This window comes from Wolbachia endosymbiont (group B) of Rhopobota naevana, assembly GCF_947250615.1.
Taxonomy (GTDB): Bacteria; Pseudomonadota; Alphaproteobacteria; order Rickettsiales; family Anaplasmataceae; genus Wolbachia.
Window position 1 is genome coordinate 1432858 of the sequence record NZ_OX366333.1, and the last position, 18701, is coordinate 1451558.

The 18701-nt window shown below is 34.0% G+C and carries 15 protein-coding genes, 2 rRNA genes and 1 pseudogene; 8 read left to right on the plus strand and 10 right to left on the minus strand.

From position 1 onward, the window contains the following. Positions 1–94 precede the first annotated feature (94 nt). Positions 95–562, plus strand: coding sequence for a hypothetical protein (locus tag OOL01_RS06950; protein ID WP_010407187.1), 468 nt, complete (start codon positions 95–97; stop codon positions 560–562). Positions 563–1336: 774 nt separating this feature from the next. Here the strand turns inward: OOL01_RS06950 and fsa are convergent. Continuing rightward, positions 1337–1981: a fructose-6-phosphate aldolase gene (gene fsa, locus OOL01_RS06955; protein WP_007302527.1), complete on the minus strand. Its 645-nt coding sequence runs from the start codon at positions 1979–1981 to the stop codon at positions 1337–1339. 409 nt (positions 1982–2390) lie between these two features. On the opposite strand from fsa, the gene OOL01_RS06960 reads away from it, so the two are divergent. Further along, a complete protein-coding gene (locus tag OOL01_RS06960; protein WP_264686663.1) occupies positions 2391–4673 on the plus strand; it encodes a coiled-coil domain-containing protein in 2283 nt (760 codons plus the stop codon). 362 nt (positions 4674–5035) lie between these two features. On the opposite strand, the gene OOL01_RS06965 is transcribed toward OOL01_RS06960, so the two are convergent. The 3 genes from OOL01_RS06965 to pstC form a co-directional block, all read right to left on the minus strand. After that, on the minus strand, positions 5036–5377 hold the full coding sequence (locus OOL01_RS06965) for a F0F1 ATP synthase subunit epsilon (protein ID WP_010404622.1): 342 nt from the start codon (positions 5375–5377) through the stop codon (positions 5036–5038). Between the two features lie 5 nt (positions 5378–5382). Continuing rightward, positions 5383–6819, minus strand: coding sequence for a F0F1 ATP synthase subunit beta (gene atpD, locus OOL01_RS06970; protein WP_029237661.1), 1437 nt, complete (start codon positions 6817–6819; stop codon positions 5383–5385). 94 nt (positions 6820–6913) lie between these two features. Beyond that, complete coding sequence (pstC, locus tag OOL01_RS06975; protein WP_264375924.1) at positions 6914–8002, minus strand: phosphate ABC transporter permease subunit PstC; 1089 nt, start codon at positions 8000–8002, stop codon at positions 6914–6916. A gap of 107 nt (positions 8003–8109) precedes the next feature. On the opposite strand from pstC, the gene rpmH reads away from it, so the two are divergent. The 3 genes from rpmH (at position 8110) to OOL01_RS06990 (ending at position 8888) form a co-directional block, all read left to right on the plus strand. After that, positions 8110–8244 (plus strand): 50S ribosomal protein L34, encoded by a 135-nt coding sequence (rpmH, locus tag OOL01_RS06980; protein WP_010404613.1) that lies wholly within the window; start codon positions 8110–8112, stop codon positions 8242–8244. After that, entirely contained in the window at positions 8228–8605 is a 378-nt protein-coding gene (gene rnpA, locus OOL01_RS06985) for a ribonuclease P protein component (protein WP_080589533.1), read from the plus strand. The genes rpmH and rnpA overlap by 17 nt, the downstream gene beginning before the upstream one ends. Positions 8606–8678: 73 nt before the next feature. Continuing rightward, a complete protein-coding gene (locus OOL01_RS06990; RefSeq protein WP_264686664.1) occupies positions 8679–8888 on the plus strand; it encodes a hypothetical protein in 210 nt (69 codons plus the stop codon). A gap of 32 nt (positions 8889–8920) precedes the next feature. Here the strand turns inward: OOL01_RS06990 and OOL01_RS06995 are convergent. From OOL01_RS06995 to OOL01_RS07005, 3 genes and pseudogenes are all read right to left on the minus strand, one after another. Continuing rightward, positions 8921–9731, minus strand: a pseudogene (locus OOL01_RS06995) (IS66 family transposase); the annotation flags it as partial. 190 nt (positions 9732–9921) lie between these two features. Further along, positions 9922–10028 (minus strand): 5S ribosomal RNA (gene rrf, locus OOL01_RS07000). Positions 10029–10095: 67 nt separating this feature from the next. Continuing rightward, positions 10096–12860, minus strand: a 23S ribosomal RNA gene (locus OOL01_RS07005). 331 nt (positions 12861–13191) lie between these two features. Here OOL01_RS07005 and OOL01_RS07010 point away from each other — a divergent pair. The 3 genes from OOL01_RS07010 to ruvX are packed head-to-tail and all read left to right on the plus strand — an operon-like array spanning position 13192 to position 16620. Next, positions 13192–14262, plus strand: coding sequence for a class I SAM-dependent DNA methyltransferase (locus OOL01_RS07010; RefSeq protein WP_264686665.1), 1071 nt, complete (start codon positions 13192–13194; stop codon positions 14260–14262). A gap of 48 nt (positions 14263–14310) precedes the next feature. After that, positions 14311–16095, plus strand: a complete 1785-nt coding sequence (locus OOL01_RS07015) for a ribonucleoside-diphosphate reductase subunit alpha (RefSeq protein ID WP_264686666.1) — start codon at positions 14311–14313, stop codon at positions 16093–16095. A 57-nt stretch (positions 16096–16152) separates the two neighbouring features. Continuing rightward, a complete protein-coding gene (ruvX, locus tag OOL01_RS07020; protein ID WP_264686667.1) occupies positions 16153–16620 on the plus strand; it encodes a Holliday junction resolvase RuvX in 468 nt (155 codons plus the stop codon). A 29-nt stretch (positions 16621–16649) separates the two neighbouring features. Here the strand turns inward: ruvX and ruvC are convergent, their stop codons facing one another. The 3 genes from ruvC to OOL01_RS07035 are packed head-to-tail and all read right to left on the minus strand — an operon-like array spanning position 16650 to position 18667. Beyond that, positions 16650–17132 (minus strand): crossover junction endodeoxyribonuclease RuvC, encoded by a 483-nt coding sequence (gene ruvC, locus OOL01_RS07025; RefSeq protein WP_264686668.1) that lies wholly within the window; start codon positions 17130–17132, stop codon positions 16650–16652. After that, a complete protein-coding gene (locus OOL01_RS07030; RefSeq protein WP_264682306.1) occupies positions 17133–17960 on the minus strand; it encodes a cytochrome c oxidase subunit 3 in 828 nt (275 codons plus the stop codon). It lies immediately after the preceding gene. Between the two features lie 47 nt (positions 17961–18007). Then, positions 18008–18667, minus strand: coding sequence for a TenA family protein (locus OOL01_RS07035; RefSeq protein WP_264374610.1), 660 nt, complete (start codon positions 18665–18667; stop codon positions 18008–18010). Between the last annotated feature and the right edge of the window lie 34 nt (positions 18668–18701).

Below are 18701 nucleotides of genomic sequence, written 5' to 3' on the forward strand. Positions count from 1 at the left end.
AAACTCAATCGCAAGCTTCTCCACACAAAAACATCTTGACTATCGCATGTTTCATATTATATGAATAAACTGTTAATGAAAGTGGAGGGTTGCAATGCCTAATAATACAGATCAGTCTAAAAAAATAAATGAGAAATGGTTATTTATAGGAGGTGCTTCACTGTTTCTTGTAATAATGCTACCATCAATTTTTCTCTTAGCAAAAATAGCTATGATGTTTGTTATAATCTCAACTACAGCAATAGCAATAAAAATTGCCTCAAAAGCAATATCAAACGTTTTAGAGGATAAAGAGAATCAATCAACACAAAATAAAATTATAAACCTAGCTATTGGAGCAGTGTCCATACTTGCAGGTGGGATATCATTACTTATTACAGCAAAAGTTGGTTTCATCGCAATATGTTCAACTATAGCTATTTTAGCTCTGTATGAATATATTAAAGATGAAAAAATAGGTAAGGATATAAATGATAAATTCGATGAAATAGCTAATAATACAACTGAGTTTTGCGTCAACAGCATTGAAAAACTTATTCCATCACAAAGTTGTGAAGTGTAATCTTTTGTTTATAAATTTTTAGATGCATGGCTAACGTATAAACACTGAAATCAGCACTTCCTTTCTTGTTATCCTAGTAATGGCTTCCATCATCAAAAATGTTGTATTACTTTTATACTCGCAAATCTAACTGGATTCCAATGCTGGAATGACATTACCTTGAATGGAAATCGGTGCGTGATGTACATCTGTATAGAGATTAAATATGTCATTCAGTTTGTTATCATTCTAGTACTGCCATTCTATAGGTAACAGCTGTACCTGGAGCTCCTCTCTTGTCATTCCAGCACTGGAATCCAGAAAACTTAATTTCAAACCAGTACTTTCCCTCTTTTCATCCCAATTTCCAAAATGTTACTCCAGTACTGAAATCCAGCTTTTTTATAACTATCGAAAACACTGTATTACTTTACAAATTTAACTAGATATAATTACTGGCATGGCACGTTCGTAAAATTACGATAAAAAATTACTTGACAAACTCTAATAGTTTTGTTACCATGCACAGTGAAGGTGTTTTAGAGCTCGGAATCTATCTTCGTCTGCAGACTTTTCAATTCAACTAATCTATAATCTTCAGTTAAAATATATTTTAGCTATACTTCGGTCGTAGCTGTATACATTTTTCTCAATCTTTTTTATTAGTGGAGGACTATCATGTTTAAAACACTGAATTACGCATATCATTGACCTACATGTCTTTAAAGGACAGATGGTACCTATGTCCTTTTTATATAAATTATTGTGTTTTTATGTCTTTTTTAGCAATGTCATTTATTGTTTTACGCCCCAGTCTTTTTCAAATATTGCGAGCCCTTGATCAGTAAGTGGATGATTAATTAACTGTCTAAGTATTTTTGCTGGCACAGTAATTGAATGAGCACCGAGCCGTGCAGCTTCTATTACATGTGCTGGACTTCTTACTGATGCAACAAGAACTTTTGTCTTAAAATTATAATTAGAATATATAGTGCATATATCTTCTATTAGCGATAAGCCATCATAGCTTATATCATCAAGGCGACCAACAAAGGGAGAAATAAAACAAGCACCGGCCTTAGCGGCAAACAGTGCTTGTCCAGGAGAAAAACATAATGTGATATTAGCAGGTATTTTATGTTCTGTCCACAACTTTTTACAAGAAATTAATCCTTCATGTGTAAGGGGTAACTTTACTACGATATTACTAGCGATTTTCGCTAACTTAAGGCCTTCCTTAACCATATCTTCATGGCTATCTGCAACAACTTCAACACTAACAGGTCCTTTTATAATAGAACATATTTCGCTTACTAAATCTTCGTACTTATCTTTATGTCCAGATTTTGCTATTAAAGAAGGATTAGTTGTTATACCATCAATGAACTCTTTTAGCTCCTTAATTTCATTCAAATCAACACTATCAAGAAAAATTTCCATATTATTGTCCTATTAAAAACCTATTTTTACAAAATATTGTCATCTTTGAAAAGTATTAAATAAAATCGGATTTTTAACTCAACTCAATTTTCAGTCCGTTAGGAAAGAAAATATTGCACTGAGACACAGTATAGCGCTTTCCTTAATTGGTTGCATTTTATTAACAAAATTAGCATAACCAATTTCTGAAGTTTACTAGCTTTACGTTCAATAGAAATTCTTGCATAGCCTAAAACTTAGTGCTACTATTAGTATAGTAACACAAATAGGTAGTGAGGAACAATAAACAAAATGACTAAGTTCGAGTTTAACGCTCGCAATTAAATTCAACTAAAAAGGTTAATATAAAAGGAGTTAATCACTCCTAAAGTAAATATATTATCAGAACAATAGTAACAAGGGGTATACTATGTCAACAAATTTCCCGACATTGAAAAACATATTAGCAGAGCTGAAAAGAAAAAATAGCATTACTGTTTTAGAAGAACATTGTCAGGAAAAATGGGAGGTTTATGACTTGCTCATGGATTTAACAAATGATGAAAATTTTAAGCAAGCATATATAGATCTATCTTTCAACAAGAGCTTTAAAAAAAACTTTATAGAATTAGCAAATCAGGCAAAAAAAGCTGTAAGTAAGTATTTTAGAGACAAAGACATAGACCTTCGAGCTTTTTATGTAGAAACTAACAATTCTGATAAAGTGTTAAACATTAATCTTATTAATTACAATAGAAGTGAGCCAATAAGAATTAGTGATATCTTACAGCAAGAAAGGGATATTAGCACATTGAATATCTATTGCGATAAAAAGCATGACATATACGCTTACCGAAAAGGTAAGGAAAGACATTATGAATTTAAAGAGGGTGCATATTATGAAATGACAAGCACTTGGCCTGTGCAGGACAAGGATGGGAAAACTTTTACCTGTACTATGGTTATGAATGTAAGTAATTCTGGTATAACTAAAGTACTACAGTTTAATGGTAAAGATTTTGAATCGCCACCTGAGGAGTTTTTGGAATTAATAAGACAAAATGAGGAATTATATATTCAAGGCCTCTCTCTACATGATGCTGTAAAAGCATTATTGAAAAAGAACAAAAATGCTAACATTGCACCGGCTGTTAGTAATCTGCAAAATAACGAACATATCGTAATCAATCAAGACGAAAAGATGAAAGATCTTGAAAATGATGCTAAAAGCAATCCTATTCTTTCTTTCACTAGCAACAATGTATCAGAGGTTAATCCACAGCAGATTGCAACTCAGGCAATTGCAACTCAAACAGAAGTTAATTCACAACAACTAGATCAAAAGCTTACAAAAGCTGAGCAAGAAATTAGAGAATTAAATGAGCAGAGGAACAATTTACAGCATAGGCTCGAAGAGGCCAAGCAAGAATTTGAAAAGCATAATAGTGATTTACAGAATGAACTTGGAGAAGAAAAGCAAAAAAATGCAAAATTGCAAGCTGAACTGACACAAAAAAATGCAAAGCTAGCAAATATGTCAACAGAGCTGCAAGAAAGAGCGCAAGAACTTGAAGGTGCATATGAAGAAAAGAAAGACCTGAAGAAAAAGCTGGAAGTTGCCAATGCAGGAAAAGAAGAGTTGATAAGTGAGTTAAGAAAATTGCACGAGGAATTAAATCAACTGAAAGAAGAAAAGTATAGTTTGGAAGACAAGCTTGATCAATTAGAACACTATAGCAATAGTACAAAAGAAAGCAGTGAACAACAAATATCAGATTTGAAAGAAGAGTTATTATTACTGAAAGAAGCAAATCAAATGTTAAAAGCAAAGCAAGTAGAATCAGAACAAGAACTCGTGGAGGCTAAGCAAAAAATTGAGGAATTGGAGGAACAGTGCAATGATTTACAAGTTGAGTGTAAAGAAAAGGAACAAAGACTTGAGAAAGAAATGAGTAAAACAGATGAGCGAATAATCCAGCTCAATAAGGAGCAAGAGCAGAAAATTCAAGAAATTTATGGAAAAAATAAGGAACTGGAAGAAAAGGTAGAAGAACTGAAGGAAAAGCTAAAAACTGCTAATGCAGAACAAGAGAAACGACAAGGTAAATTGAACCAGTTTGAAAAAAAAGAGGAAGAGATAGAGGAAGCAGAACACATGATAAGTGCAAGGGATAAGTGTATAGCGAGTTATAAATCTCAAATACAAAATTTAGAAAATGAGCATAACGCACATTTGGAATCTGATGAACAAGAGGCAGATCAGCTAACGTGGGATTTTGAAACGTTAAAGAACGAGCTAGAGCTTAAAGATGAGCAGATCGAGACAATAAGAGGGCAATTACGGCAGGAGATAGAAGAAGAAATAGTTAATAAGTACCGTCCATCACTGGAATTAAAGTTTAAAGAATATGAAGATGAGATTGAAAGATTAATAAGAGAAAAAAAAGAGCTAAACGATAAAGTACAATACTTAAATAGCCAAGTAGAACTGTTAAGTCCAGTAATTGATCAAGTACTTGTTAATAAAAAGGAAGTTTTTGATAATAATTCAAAAATGTTTTACCAGCTTACAGAGAAAATTGATGATTCAGAAAAAAAATCTAGGTCTTTAAGCCTTGATAGCGCATTTCATAGCGATCACTGTAATTCACTTCTAGACTTAATCAGCAGTCCCTCAAAGGTGTGTAGCCAAAGTCAGCGTGAAAATGTTTAAAGATGCACATGAGACCAGCGGCTTCTTTATTCAAGTAGCCCCTCTTGTCATCCGAGTAGTGTGAGACATAGCTGTACGAACATTGCAATACGGCACATAATAAATAATGTCATGCCAGTGCCTAGACACTGGGATCTAGTTTTTGGACATTGTTTTTGACATATGTCCTTAAGAACTATTGTTTACTGCATAATTTTCAAATACTTTTTATATCTGGATCCCAGTGTCACGCACTGGGATGACAAGAAGGAAGATACTGGAATGACATCTTCCCTGAACCATAATGTTCGTACAGTTGTGTGTCAGCTACTTGAAGTGGGAATGACAAGAGTAAACTCATTTCTTGAACACAAAAAGAGCCCCTAAAGAGATTTGACATCAAGATAACTTAAATATATACCAACTCTCTTATTTTTTAATGATTCCTCATCATGAGTCAAATGATCAAAAACCTGAATTTGATTCGTTATAATGCTACAATTATTATTTGCAACCTCTAATATACCATTATCAATTACAACTTTTTCCTTTGTCTGGTTACTCATTTGAACAGTAATTATACCAGGCAATAAATAAATTAAGTAAGGAGAATGGTAAGCTAAAATCACTAGCTCTCCTTCAAGCCCATTCACTGAAAGCGAAACCACTTCATCGAATGAAATTCGATTATCAGGAGAAAAAAATTGCACCTTAAAAGTGTTCATAATCTTTAATGTCCGGCTCCAACTTCAGCTTTTATTGATTCAGCCTTTTCTATTGCTTCACTTATACTTCCCACCATATAAAAAGCAGCTTCTGGCAGGTGATCATATTTACCTTCAATAATTCCTTTAAAACTAGAAATAGTATCAGAAAGTGAAACAAATTTGCCAGACATGCCAGTAAATACCTCCGCAACATGAAAAGGTTGAGAAAGAAACTTCTGAATTTTACGAGCTCTATCAACAATAATTTTATCTTCATCAGATAGTTCATCCATACCAAGTATTGCGATAATATCTTGCAGCGACTTATAAGTTTGCAATATACGTTTCACTTCAGAAGCCACATTATAATGCTCTTCACCAATGATTTCAGCAGATAAAGACTGAGAAGTTGAGTCAAGTGGATCAACAGCAGGATATATACCCATTTCAGCTATCTGCCTTGACAACACTGTGGTTGCATCAAGATGAGAGAATGTCGTTGCTGGAGCTGGATCGGTCAAATCGTCTGCAGGAACATATATAGCCTGTACAGAAGTAATAGAACCAGCAGTAGTTGAGGCTATTCTCTCTTGCATAGCGCCCATATCAGTCGCAAGAGTTGGCTGATAACCAACAGCAGACGGTATTCTTCCAAGCAAAGCAGAAATTTCAGAGCCAGCTTGAGTAAAACGGAAGATATTATCTACAAAAAATAGAACATCTTGATTTTCATGATCACGAAAATACTCCGCCATAGTTAGTGCTGTTAAAGCAACCCTAGCTCTTGCTCCAGGAGGTTCATTCATTTGACCATAAACCAAAACGGCTTGAGATTTTTCGTGCTCATTTATATCTATTACATTCGAAGTAATCATCTCGTTATAAAGATCATTACCTTCACGCGTTCTCTCTCCTACTCCGGCAAACACAGAAAATCCTTTATGAGCTTTTGCTATGTTGTTAATCAGCTCCATTATCAGAACTGTTTTACCAACACCAGCTCCACCAAATAAGCCAATTTTTCCTCCTTTAAGATAAGGAGCAAGAAGATCTATAACCTTTATTCCTGTGACTAAAACCTCTTCCTGTATCTTCTGCTCAGTAAAACTTGGAGGTGATCTATGTATAGGTTCTAAATTATACTTTCCTTTTAAAGGACCACACTCATCTATAAGCTCCCCTACAACATTAAAAATCCTTCCTAAAGTTGAGCGTCCAACCGGAACTGATATTGGTGCACCTGTATCAACAAACTCATCACCTCTTGACATACCATCTGTGCTATCCATAGCAATGCAACGAACTATATTATCACCTATATGTTGTGAAACCTCTAAAACTAGCTCCTTGCCCTTACATTTTAGTTTGCTTTTTAAAGCATTAAATATCTTAGGTAACTCGCCTTCAAATTTTAGATCAACAACTGCTTGAGTTATCTTAACCGTTCTACCTATATTCATCTCTTTCATCACCTAACACTATAATTCTATAAAAGAACTTCTAAAAAATAAATCTTATATTATTAACAGAAATTTTGCAATATTAAAACACTTACTAGTTACGTTTCATTATAAATAGTGCAAATGCATTCAATAGCCAAGTAATAACAAACAGCACCAAACTAAGCGCATAAGCAGCAAGAGTTTGCACACTATTGAAATCCTGATCTCCGGTAAGTAATGTAGCAATTTGTACAGTGATAGTAGTAACTGAATTGAGAGGATTAAAGGTCAAATTTGCATTGATTCCCACAGCCATTAGTACAATCATTGTTTCACCTATCACCCTTGAAATTGATAATAAAACTGCACTTAAAATTGTAGGCATTGCATAAGGTATTGTTATATGCCATATAGTTTCCGCTGGTGTTGCGCCAAGCGCCATAAAACCATAACGTAAACTTTTTGGAACAGATCTTATAGCATCTTCAAGCAAAGAAATAATAAAAGGAAGAATCATTATTCCAATCGATAAACCAGCAATCAAAGCACTTTCTGAGTGTATACTTAGATTAAAAAAATTCGCTACCTGCTTTATAAAAAAAGACAAAAATACAACTGAGAAGTATCCATATACAACAGTAGGAATAGCAGACAAAACCTGTAAGGCTGTATTAATAACATAACGCACTTTTTCACTCGCATACTCACTAATATATATTGCAGAAAATAAACCAAGCGGCACCGCAACTAACATTGCTACAATAGTTATAAGTAATGTCCCCACTAAAAGTGGCGCTATACCAAAACACCCCACCTCTCCTTCACCAATAATAGCTACATTATGCTTCCATTTTAAGCAAAATAAGAATTCTGAAATAGCTACTTTATTAAAAAAAGAAATGGACTGAACAAAAATAGATAGCATTATAAATAAAGTGATAAAAAGTGATATTGCTAAAGCCATAAATAACAAAAATTTTACCATCTTATTTCTTTTACCTTTAAAGATAAAAATCAGCATAAAAAAAAGTAACGCTATAGAAATAGAAGTTATAAAATAACCATCATAGAATGCTAACAAACAAGGTAGCATCCACATACAACTCAAATATATATAAGACTTAACTTTACTTACTGCTTGAAACTTACTCAAACAAAATAAAAGGATTAGTAAAACAGGTACGCCTATAATTAAATTCATTTTTCCATATATCAAATTTTATTCAATAAGAATGCCATAGAAGTTGACCATTATTTGACAATAGAGAAAAATAATTTAAAATAAATAGTTATATTAATATAAAAACAATGAAAAGAACATTTCAACCAAAAAATTTAAAAAAAAAGCACAAACATGGATTTCGTTCACGTATGTCAACAAAAGCTGGAAGAAAAATTCTTAATAAGCGTCGCTCATTAGGGTGTAATAAATTATGCGCATAGTAAGCATAAAAAAAAAGAGTTTTCCTTTGCTTTTAAAAACAGATTAGCACCTGACAGTCTTTTTTATCGAGGGGTATATATATCACTATATGCTATAAAAGAAAGAGAACCTGAAAAGTATATTCATGTTATTAGAGTAGGTCTGGCTATCAGTAAAAAAGTCGGAAAAGCAGCAAAAAGAAATAAAATAAAAAGGCAATTACGAATGCTAGCTAAAGTTAGCATTTCTAATATAAGTAATGTAGGATACTATTACATAATACTAACCCATAAAAACATTATGCAAGCAGGCTATAAAAATTTACAAAAAGACCTCAATATTTGCTTAAAGAAAGATAAAATAAGAAGAAATTTTCACTAAAGTATTTACAGCTATATTTTTTATGATAAGATAAGTAAACTTTTTAAAATAAATTAATAGATGTGGGTGCTTGATGGTAGAGAGTATAAGAAAACAAGATAAAAAGCTCGATACAAATAATGCTGAAGAGAGTTTTTATGAATATAGAAAGTCTAGCTATCGTACACAATGGGGAATGGCATTTGAACAAAGCCAATACTTAGAACAAAATAAGGATAATCCTAGAGGGAAGTTGCTAAATTTGAATATAGAAGCAACTTATTACAATAAGAGAATAGTTTGATAAAAGTAAAAGTACCCGTTCAGGGGAGTGGTTCAAGAAACGATAGGCAGGGGATTGTATAGTTCTCTTTGTTTCCATGTTAAGTATAATGAAATTATCCTTTCAAATTCCTAGCTCTGATTACGTAAAATATGAGCTTTTACAGTAAATGATATAATGCCTAATTTGCTGTTCAGCGCGATAGTGGAATACTTTCTGGTTTACTTAAAAAATTTCACATCATTCTTTCAGATTTTAAAATATTTTTCGCAACTTGAAAAGCTCCAGTTGCTTCAGATAGGTAGCTTCAAGTAATACCTTATACGTTTTGCAACTTTCTTACACTTCTGTTTCATTTTTTAATAAAGCTTTTTTTAGCATAAATAATTCAGTGGATGCGTTTTTTAAGTAACAGCCCAGAATTTTAACTTCAATAGTCCAGCTATGTTTCAAAGTACCTGTCAGCGACTATTACGATTGCAACATACACTGTCTTTTAAATCTTCTTTCCCTTTAAAACTTGCAGTATTGCTTCAGCACTAACCAAGTTTACCTTTATTATAACACGTTGATGCGCAAAACCTCACTTTTCTTATTCGATTTGCTCATACACCTTTTTGCATTTTGAGGGAATTCTATATTCACTATTTGATACGCTTTCAATTCACATTAAAAACATCACTTATAATTTTCACGTTTTTAATTTTTATAAAATCCACTGAGTGCTACAATTATCACCTAACTATTGGACCAAATGTATCTGCTTTTTGGTAGTTTGCTACTTCTTCTTTCTCCTCATCTCCAACAACTTAATTAATATTCAATTATATAAAGTTTGATTTTCGGAAGACCAATTGTTTGATGATTTGTTAAATGTTGCTATCTCTCTCCTCATTTGCAAATAGGTAACAAATTCTACTTTTAAATTTTCTACTTTTATTTTAAAGTTTTCGCAAAGTTCTAAAAGATCAGTTATATTACCTCACAGCTACTCTATGTTTACCTTGTTTCATCGCTCTACTGAACAGATATAAATAAAAAGAAATTTTTATAAACTTGGCAACGACCTACTTTCCCTCTTTAAGTATCATCGGCGCTAAAAAGTTTCACTTCCGAGTTCGAAATGAGATCGGGTGGTTCATTTTTGCTATAGTCACCAAGTCAATAAAAATTTCTGACTTAACAAATTTCAATTTAATATTTAACACTGCATATGCACATATAGAAAGGAAATAAATCAATCAGGCTATTAGTACTAGTTAGCTTCACATGTTACCATGCTTCCACACCTAGCCTATCAACGTGGTAGTCTTCCACGGCCTTAATTGGGAAATCTTTTTGAAGAGGGTTTCTTGCTTATATGCTTTCAGCAATTATCCCATCTATACATAGCTACCCAGCGATGCTATTGGCATAACAGCTGGTACACCAGAGGTATATCCATCTCGGTCCTCTCGTACTAGAGTCAGATCTTCTCAAATTTCCTTCACCCACGGCAGATAGAAACCGAACTGTCTCACGACGTTCTAAACCCAACTCACGTAACACTTTAATCGGCGAACAGCCGAACCCTTGGGACCTTCTCCAGCCCCAGGATGTGATGAGTCGACATCGAGGTGCCAAACGGTGTCGTCGATATGAACTCTCGAACACCATCAGCCTGTTATCCCCGGCGTACCTTTTATCCGTTGAGCGATGACCCTTCCATACAGAATCACCTGATCACTATGACCGACTTTCGTCTCTGCTTGGCTTGTCAGCCTCGCAGTCAGGCAAGCTTATGCCATTGTACTATCAAGCTGATTTCCGACCAGCTCTAGCTTACCTTCGCACGCCTCCGTTACTTTTTAGGAGGCGACCGCCCCAGTCAAACTACCCACCATACAATGTCCTAGTTCCAGATAATGAAACGTAGTTAGATATCAAAAGTGTAAAGGGTGGTATCTCAAGGTTGACTCCATTATAGCTAGCGCCATAACTTCAAAGTCTCCCACCTATCCTGCACATCACACTTTTAATGGCAATGTAAAGCTATAGTAAAGGTGCACGGGGTCTCTTCGTCTAACCGCGGGTACCCCGCATCTGCACGGGGAATTCAATTTCGCTGAAGTGATGTTGGAGACAGTGGAGAAATCGTTACGCCATTCGTGCGGGTCGGAACTTACCCGACAAGGAATTTCGCTACCTTAGGACCGTCAGTGTTACGGCCGCCGTTTACTGGGGCTTCAATTCAGAGCTTGCACCCCTCCTATTAACCTTCCAGCACCGGGCAGGCGTCAGACCCTATACTTCCACTTACGTGTTTGCAGAGTCCTGTGTTTTTAGTAAACAGTCGCTACTCCCTATTTTGTGCCACCTACTCATAGTTGCCTAAAAGCAGGTTACCCTTCTTCCGAAGTTACAGGTATAATTTGCCGAGTTCCTTCAACATCATTCTTTCAACACCTTAGTATACTCTACTCATCCACCAGTGTCGGTTTACGGTACGGCCTCATAAATATAAGTGCTATTTCCTGGAGCTTCTTTTAAGCATAGATCAATCCAATAAGACCTATACAAATACAAAACCCGTCACACTTAAGAGGTTTAGGAATATTAACCTAATTGCCATCGACTACTCCTTTACGGACTCGCCTTAGGAACCGACTAACCCTACGCAGATTAACTTAACGTAGGAACCCTTAGATTTTTGGTGAGAGTGTTTTTCACACTCTTTTACGCTACTTATGTCAGCATTCTCACTTCCGATATCTCCAGCAGTTTTCACAAACCGCCTTCACAGACTTACGGAACGCTCCGCTACCGCGCCTATTAATCGAAATTAATAAGCACCCACATCTTCGGTATACAGCTTTAGCCCCGGTACATTTTCGGTGCAGAAAAACTTATTTAGACAAGTGAGCTGTTACGCTTTCTTTAAAGGATGGCTGCTTCCAAGCCAACCTCCTAGCTGTAATGGTTTTTCCACTTCCTTCCCCACTTAGCTGTAATTTTGGGACCTTAGATAGTGATCTGGGCTGTTTCCCTTTCCACCACGGACTTAGCACCCGTAGTGTGTCTGCTGTATAATTAATTGTTGGTATTCGGAGTTTGGTTAGATTTGGTAAGATGATGAATCCCCCTAGTCTATCCAGTGCTCTACCCCCAACAACATACATACAACGCTCTACCTAAATAGATTTCGCGGAGAACCAGCTATTTCCAAGTTTGATTGGCCTTTCACCCCTAATCACAACTCATCCAATAATGTTGCAACATTAACTGGTTCGATCCTTCAGTATGTTTTACCATACCTTCAATCTGGTCATGACTAGATCACTTGGTTTCGGGTCTAATCCATAAAACTAAACGCCCTATTCAGACTTGCTTTCGCTACGCCTACACCTACCGGCTTAAGCTTGCTTCATAGATTAACTCGCTGACCCATTATGCAAAAGGTACGCTGTCACTCTAAATATCAATAAATTGATATAGAGCTCCAACTGTTTGTAAGCACTTGATTTCAGATTCTATTTCACTCCCCTCCCGGGGTTCTTTTCACCTTTCCCTCACGGTACTTGTTCACTATCGGTCGTTAAGGAGTATTTAGGCTTGGAGGATGGTCCCCCCATATTCAAACAGGATTTCACGTGCCCCGCTCTACTCAAGGATTTAAAAACTTTCTATTTATACAGGACTATCACCTTCTATGGTTACCATTTCCAGAGTATTCTAATTCTTATTTTCAAATCACTAGCCTTTTCCGCTTTCGCTCGTCACTACTAACAGAATCTCGGTTGATTTCTTTTCCTTTGGCTACTTAGATATTTCAGTTCACCAAGTTTGCTTTATATACTTAGTATATAATAACTAGCTAAGCTAGTTGGGTTTCCCCATTCGGAAATCTGCGGATCAAAATTTGTTGACAATTTCCCACAGCTTATCGCAGCCTGCCACGTCCTTCATCGCCTCTTAACGCCAAGGCATCCATCAAGTGCTCTTAATAATTTATTTACCTGACTATATGTAGAATATGCAGAGTTAAATATTAACTTATAATTGAATTGAGATTAAATAATCTCTACCATAAAACTTTTCAAACATCTAAAAACTAATCTTTTATATGTTACAATCTGATAAATCATATGTCAACGCCTTTTTACACAAAACATTTACCTATTATTATCAACAACAATATACCAGCAATCTTAAACAGTACAATCTGAGAAATATTCGACAAATTGATATGTACAGAAAAATTAATGAAAAAGATATTTTGTAAGATAAAATGTGTTAAAATTAGTTACCTAAAAATGAAAATGAACATTTGGAGTATTTCTAATGTATGAAAAGTAATCTATCTTTTATAAAAAACTTTGCTTTAAATTGTATATCTAAGCTCACTGGCTTATTAAATATTAAAAAAGTAAAAAATTTCATTATGGATAAATACAATACTCTCCATAAAGAAATTGTAGTGTTTCTTGAAAAATCTAAAAACCTGTTAAATACCAACATTGAAATCGGGTTATATCACTTCTATAAAGGTAATATATCAGATGCAAAGTTAAGATTTTGGTTAATTAGCATATTCTACCCCAATTTACCTCTAGTCTGTTATAATATTGGAAGATGTCATTTTGCAGTAGGAAATACTAATAAAGCTTATAATTATTTAACAAAGACACTAAAATTAGATAGTAGTCACAAAGAAGCTTCTTACTACTTTAAAAAAATAACAAACACATCAGATATCGTAGAATTGCCTGAAAATCTCATAAAACAATATTTTGATTACACAGGTGAATATTTTGTTGAGCATTGGCTAATTGCCAAACAATACAGAGGGCATGAACTAGTACACATGATAATTACAAAAGTCTTTAACAACTCCACTTCTAAACTGAATATACTCGACCTTGGTTGCGGTACTGGAATATGTGGTCACTTCCTAAAAATAAGTAATATTAGAAGTCGCATAACAGGAGTTGACATCTCAAATAGAATGCTCAATATTGCAAGAGGATGCCTTATAAAAGGTAAACCTGTTTACGATGAGTTAATACATACAGAAATGAAAGAATTTCTTAAACAAGAGAAGAACCAGCAGTATGATGTAATTATCTTTGCTGAAGTGCTACACTATCTACATGATTTTCTAGCAGAATTGGAACTAGCAAAAGGATTGACAAACAAAAAAGGGGTTATTGTATGTTTAGTAAGAAGAAAGGAAGGTAAAGGTATTGACTTTGTAAACAAAGGAGATTATTTTCGTCATTCAGAAGATTATATTCAGCATGTTGCAAAAGAAACAAATATGCAAATAAGTCAAATGAGTTACTGTAAAATATATGGCAGTCAGGTTGATGGTATCTTATTTGCATTACAACATCCACAAACAAATTCAACAACTTAATCGAGAAATCGCTCAAATAAATTTCTATATTATCATAAAAGGAGCCTTATGAATTACATTACTATTAATTACGCAAAAGATAGTAAATTAACCGATTTTGGAAAAGCAGTTCTATTGGATAGGTATTTAATAGAAAATGAAAGTTATCAAGATCTCTTTATACGTATTGCTAATTACTATTCTGATGATAGAAAACATGCACAACGTCTTTATGATTACATGAGCAACTTGTGGTTCATGCCTTCAACACCAATACTTAGTAACGGCGGTACCAAAAGAGGATTGCCTATTTCCTGCTTTCTTAATGAAACTGAAGATAGCTTGAAGGGAATAGTTGATCTATGGAATGAAAATGTTTGGCTCGCTGCACGTGGTGGTGGAATAGGTAGTTATTGGGGAAATTTACGTTCAATTGGTGAAAGTGTCAAAGGTAGCGGTAAAACATCAGGAATTGTGCCATTTATCGTAGTACAAAACGCTCTGACGCTTGCAATCAGCCAAGGATCCTTAAGAAGAGGAAGCTCAGCAGTTTATCTTCCTGTATGGCATCCAGAAATAGAAGAGTTTCTAGACTTACGTAAGCCAACTGGTGGTGACCCAAATCGCAAAGCATTAAATATACATCATGCTGTAATAGTAACAGATAAGTTTATGCAAGCTGTTGAAGATGATCAAGAATGGGATTTAATAAGCCCTCATAACAATAAAGTTATTTCAACAGTAAAAGCACGGGATATATGGATTAAAATATTAACAGCAAGAATTGAAACTGGAGAACCTTATATTATCTTTCTTAATGCAACAAATAACAATAAACCAGAACCTTACAAAAAGCTCAATTTAGATATCAAAATGTCAAACCTATGCAGTGAAATAACTTTAACTACAGGTTACGATCACCTGAAAAAGTCACGCACTGCTGTATGTTGTTTATCATCCGTAAATCTTGAATACTACGAAGAATGGAAAGATAATGAGCTTTTCATAGAAGATATAATGCGTTTTCTTGATAATGTATTAGAGGATTTCATAAACCACGCACCAAATGAAATACAGCGAGCAAAATATTCCGCAATAAGAGAGCGTAGTATCGGTCTTGGTGTGATGGGCTTTCATTCATTTTTACAAAGTAAAATGGTTCCTTTTGAATCAGTAACAGCCCAACAATGGAATAAAAAAGTATTTAAGCATTTGCGCGAGCAAGCGGATGTAGTTTCTAAAAAATTAGCAGAAGAAAAAGGGCCATGTCTTGACGCTAAAGAAATCGATCTAATGGAAAGGTTTACACATAAGCTCGCTATTGCTCCAACTGCCTCAATTTCGATTATCGCAGGCAACACTTCTCCTGGAATAGAGCCGTATGCAGCAAACGTATTTATACAGAAGACACTTACAGGTTCATTTGTAGTACGAAATAAATTCTTGCAAAAACTACTAGCAGAAAAAAATCAAGACAATGATGAAACATGGTCCTCAATTTCAACAAATGAGGGTTCTGTTCAGCATTTAGATTTTCTTAGCAAGCATGAAAAACTGACATTTAAAACAGCATACGAACTTGATCAACAATGGATCATAGAACATGCAAGTGATAGAACTCCTTATATTTGTCAATCTCAATCAGTAAATCTGTTCTTACCTGCCAATGTGCATAAACGTTACTTACACAAAATACATATGCTTGCTTGGAAAAAAGGATTAAAAAGCTTGTATTATTGCAGATCACAATCAATGCAGAGAGCTGACAAGGTCTCACATGACATATTCAAAAAAAGTGAAATATTGCAACAAAAAACAGATATTAATTATGATGAATGTCTATCATGCCAGTAGACTGTACATAACTTACTGTCACAAAAATACAATTGTACAAAAGTTATGTTTTCATAGATGCTACATAGAAATCCAGATGAATTTCTAAAGTCTATTCCAAGAGATAAACGTATAATGTGCCTTGATATGGGAGAAAAACAAATAGGCATAGCATTTAGTGATAAAACACAGCTTATAGCTACACCTCATAGTATATATTATAGAAGAAATATGAGCAAAGATTTAGGTTATCTAAATAGAGTGCTTAAAGAAAATGAAGCTGGATCAATGGTAATAGGACTACCATTCACAATAGATGAACAAGAGACCGAATGGTGCAAAGTAATAATCCAGTTTGCAAATAAAATAATAAAAAAATGCAAAGTACACATATACCTACAAGACGAAAGTCTATCAACATCTCTTGCAACTCACGCACTAAAAATTACTGGAATATCAATCACAAAATCAAAAAAAATAGATGATAAAATTGCTGCATGTATTATTCTACAACAAACATTAGATAAGATAAACGCCATCAAATAGTTTTTTAAACTGAATTCATGTAAAACTACTCAATAACAAAAATTTTTCGTATAAGCATGACAAATTGCTGTAGCAAGAGCATCAGCAGTATGGTGACATTTTATATTTGAGCTTTTAACTATTTGCTTTACCATAAATATAATCTGACCCTTATCAGCATGACCATTTCCAGTAATGCTCTTTTTTATATAGTTTGCATCATATTCATTCATGGGTAAATCCGTCATTCGTAATATTAAAATTGCAATTGCTCTTGCATATCCTAAAGTTAGCGAAGATTTTGGATTCTTATTAATAAAAATTTTTTCCACAGCAGCTTCATTTGGAGAGTATAGGAAAATTACTTTCTTTAATTGTTCAAAAATTATATGTAGACGTTCACCTACACCCAATTTACCATCAGTTGATATGGTACCGCCACCCAAAAATTTAATATTATTCTTTTCTTCCAGTCTAATAATGGCCCAACCAGTCTTACTCATCCCTGGATCTAGGCCTATTATTTTAATCACTTAATAAAGGCTTAACCAATAAATAAACAGAAATAAAAATATCCAGACTAGATCGACAAAGTGCCAATACCAAGAAGCAAACTCAAAGCATAAGTGATCTTGAGGTGTAAATTGATCTTTTCGAGCTCTAAATAAACATACTGACAAAAATATTATACCTATTATAACATGCACACAATGAAAACCAGTAATCATGTAAAAGTTAGATGTATAAATAAGTTTTTCTCCTGTTTCTCGCAAAGAAAAACTTGCTTCATGATATTCGATTGCTTGCACTATTATAAAGAACATCCCAAGCAATATAGTTATAGACAGCATTTTAATCATGCTTTTTTTATCATTTTCAAGTAAAAAATGATGTGCTGAAGTAATTGTTGTACCAGAAAGCAATAATATTAGTGTATTCATAAATGGTAAAGACCACGGATCCGGTGGTAAAATCCCTTCAGGGGGCCATTCAACTTTTTTTGTAGGAGAAAACGCTTCAAATAAAAAAACCGGATCAAGCCAGGCTTTAAAGAATGAACAAAAGAACGCTATAAAAAACACAACTTCCGAGAGGATAAATAAGTACATTGCAAGCTTGAGTCCATGTTTTACAATGGCAGTATGGCATTTATCATAAATTGCTTCTCTTATTACATCTCTCCACCAATAAAACAGTACACCTGATACTGCAGAGATTCCTAAAACTAAACCAAATATTCCAGAAGTTTGTTTATGAAATACACCAACTAACCCAAGTGCAAGAACAAAAATTGCTGCTGATATAGCAATTGGCCAGGGACTTGGGTCCACTAAATGAAAATCATGTTCTTTACTTTTCATATCATCTTCAAAAATACGTATTAAGCATACAAATTAGCTTAAAATTGTCAATATTTCTTAGGAAATTGATTAAATCTTGAAAAATTATATGCGCTGTTCCAAAAGTCTAACTCAAATTGTGCAGTTATTTTAAATAATTCAAGCATTCTGGTCCTTTCACTTTCCCTTACTTTGTTACAATACTCGTCAACAATACCTTCCAAAGCAACACATCCAGATTCCATCAAGCTACTGCCAAAAAAATCAAGCCAATCCTTATACCTATTATTTTTTTTAATTTTATTTCTCATACTATTAACAACAACTTTATATATAAAATGGCAAGAGTAGAGAACTGTTACAGCTTCATAAACGTTACTATATGAAGTAGACAAAAGAAAGTTAGTAAAATTGAAACACTCAAGCGACTTTTCTCCACGATTTATGGAATACACAGCAAAGTAGTGGTTGTATAACACTTTCATAATCTCTACTACCCCTTTAGCCACCTCAATAAATGGAACAATGTTGTTACAACTCTCCATTTTTGATGCAATCATTAAAACAGTACGAACATAATCAGCTAAAAAGAATGCATCTTGTTGTATATAAAATTTGAAGTTTTCTATGTTTAAAGTATTATTTGCTAATTCAACATTGAAAGGATGCTCAATAATATCCTTTAAAAGATTTGACCCATAATAGCTCTTAATTATACCACTGAACATCACATAAATTATAACATAATTTAGTGTTAATACT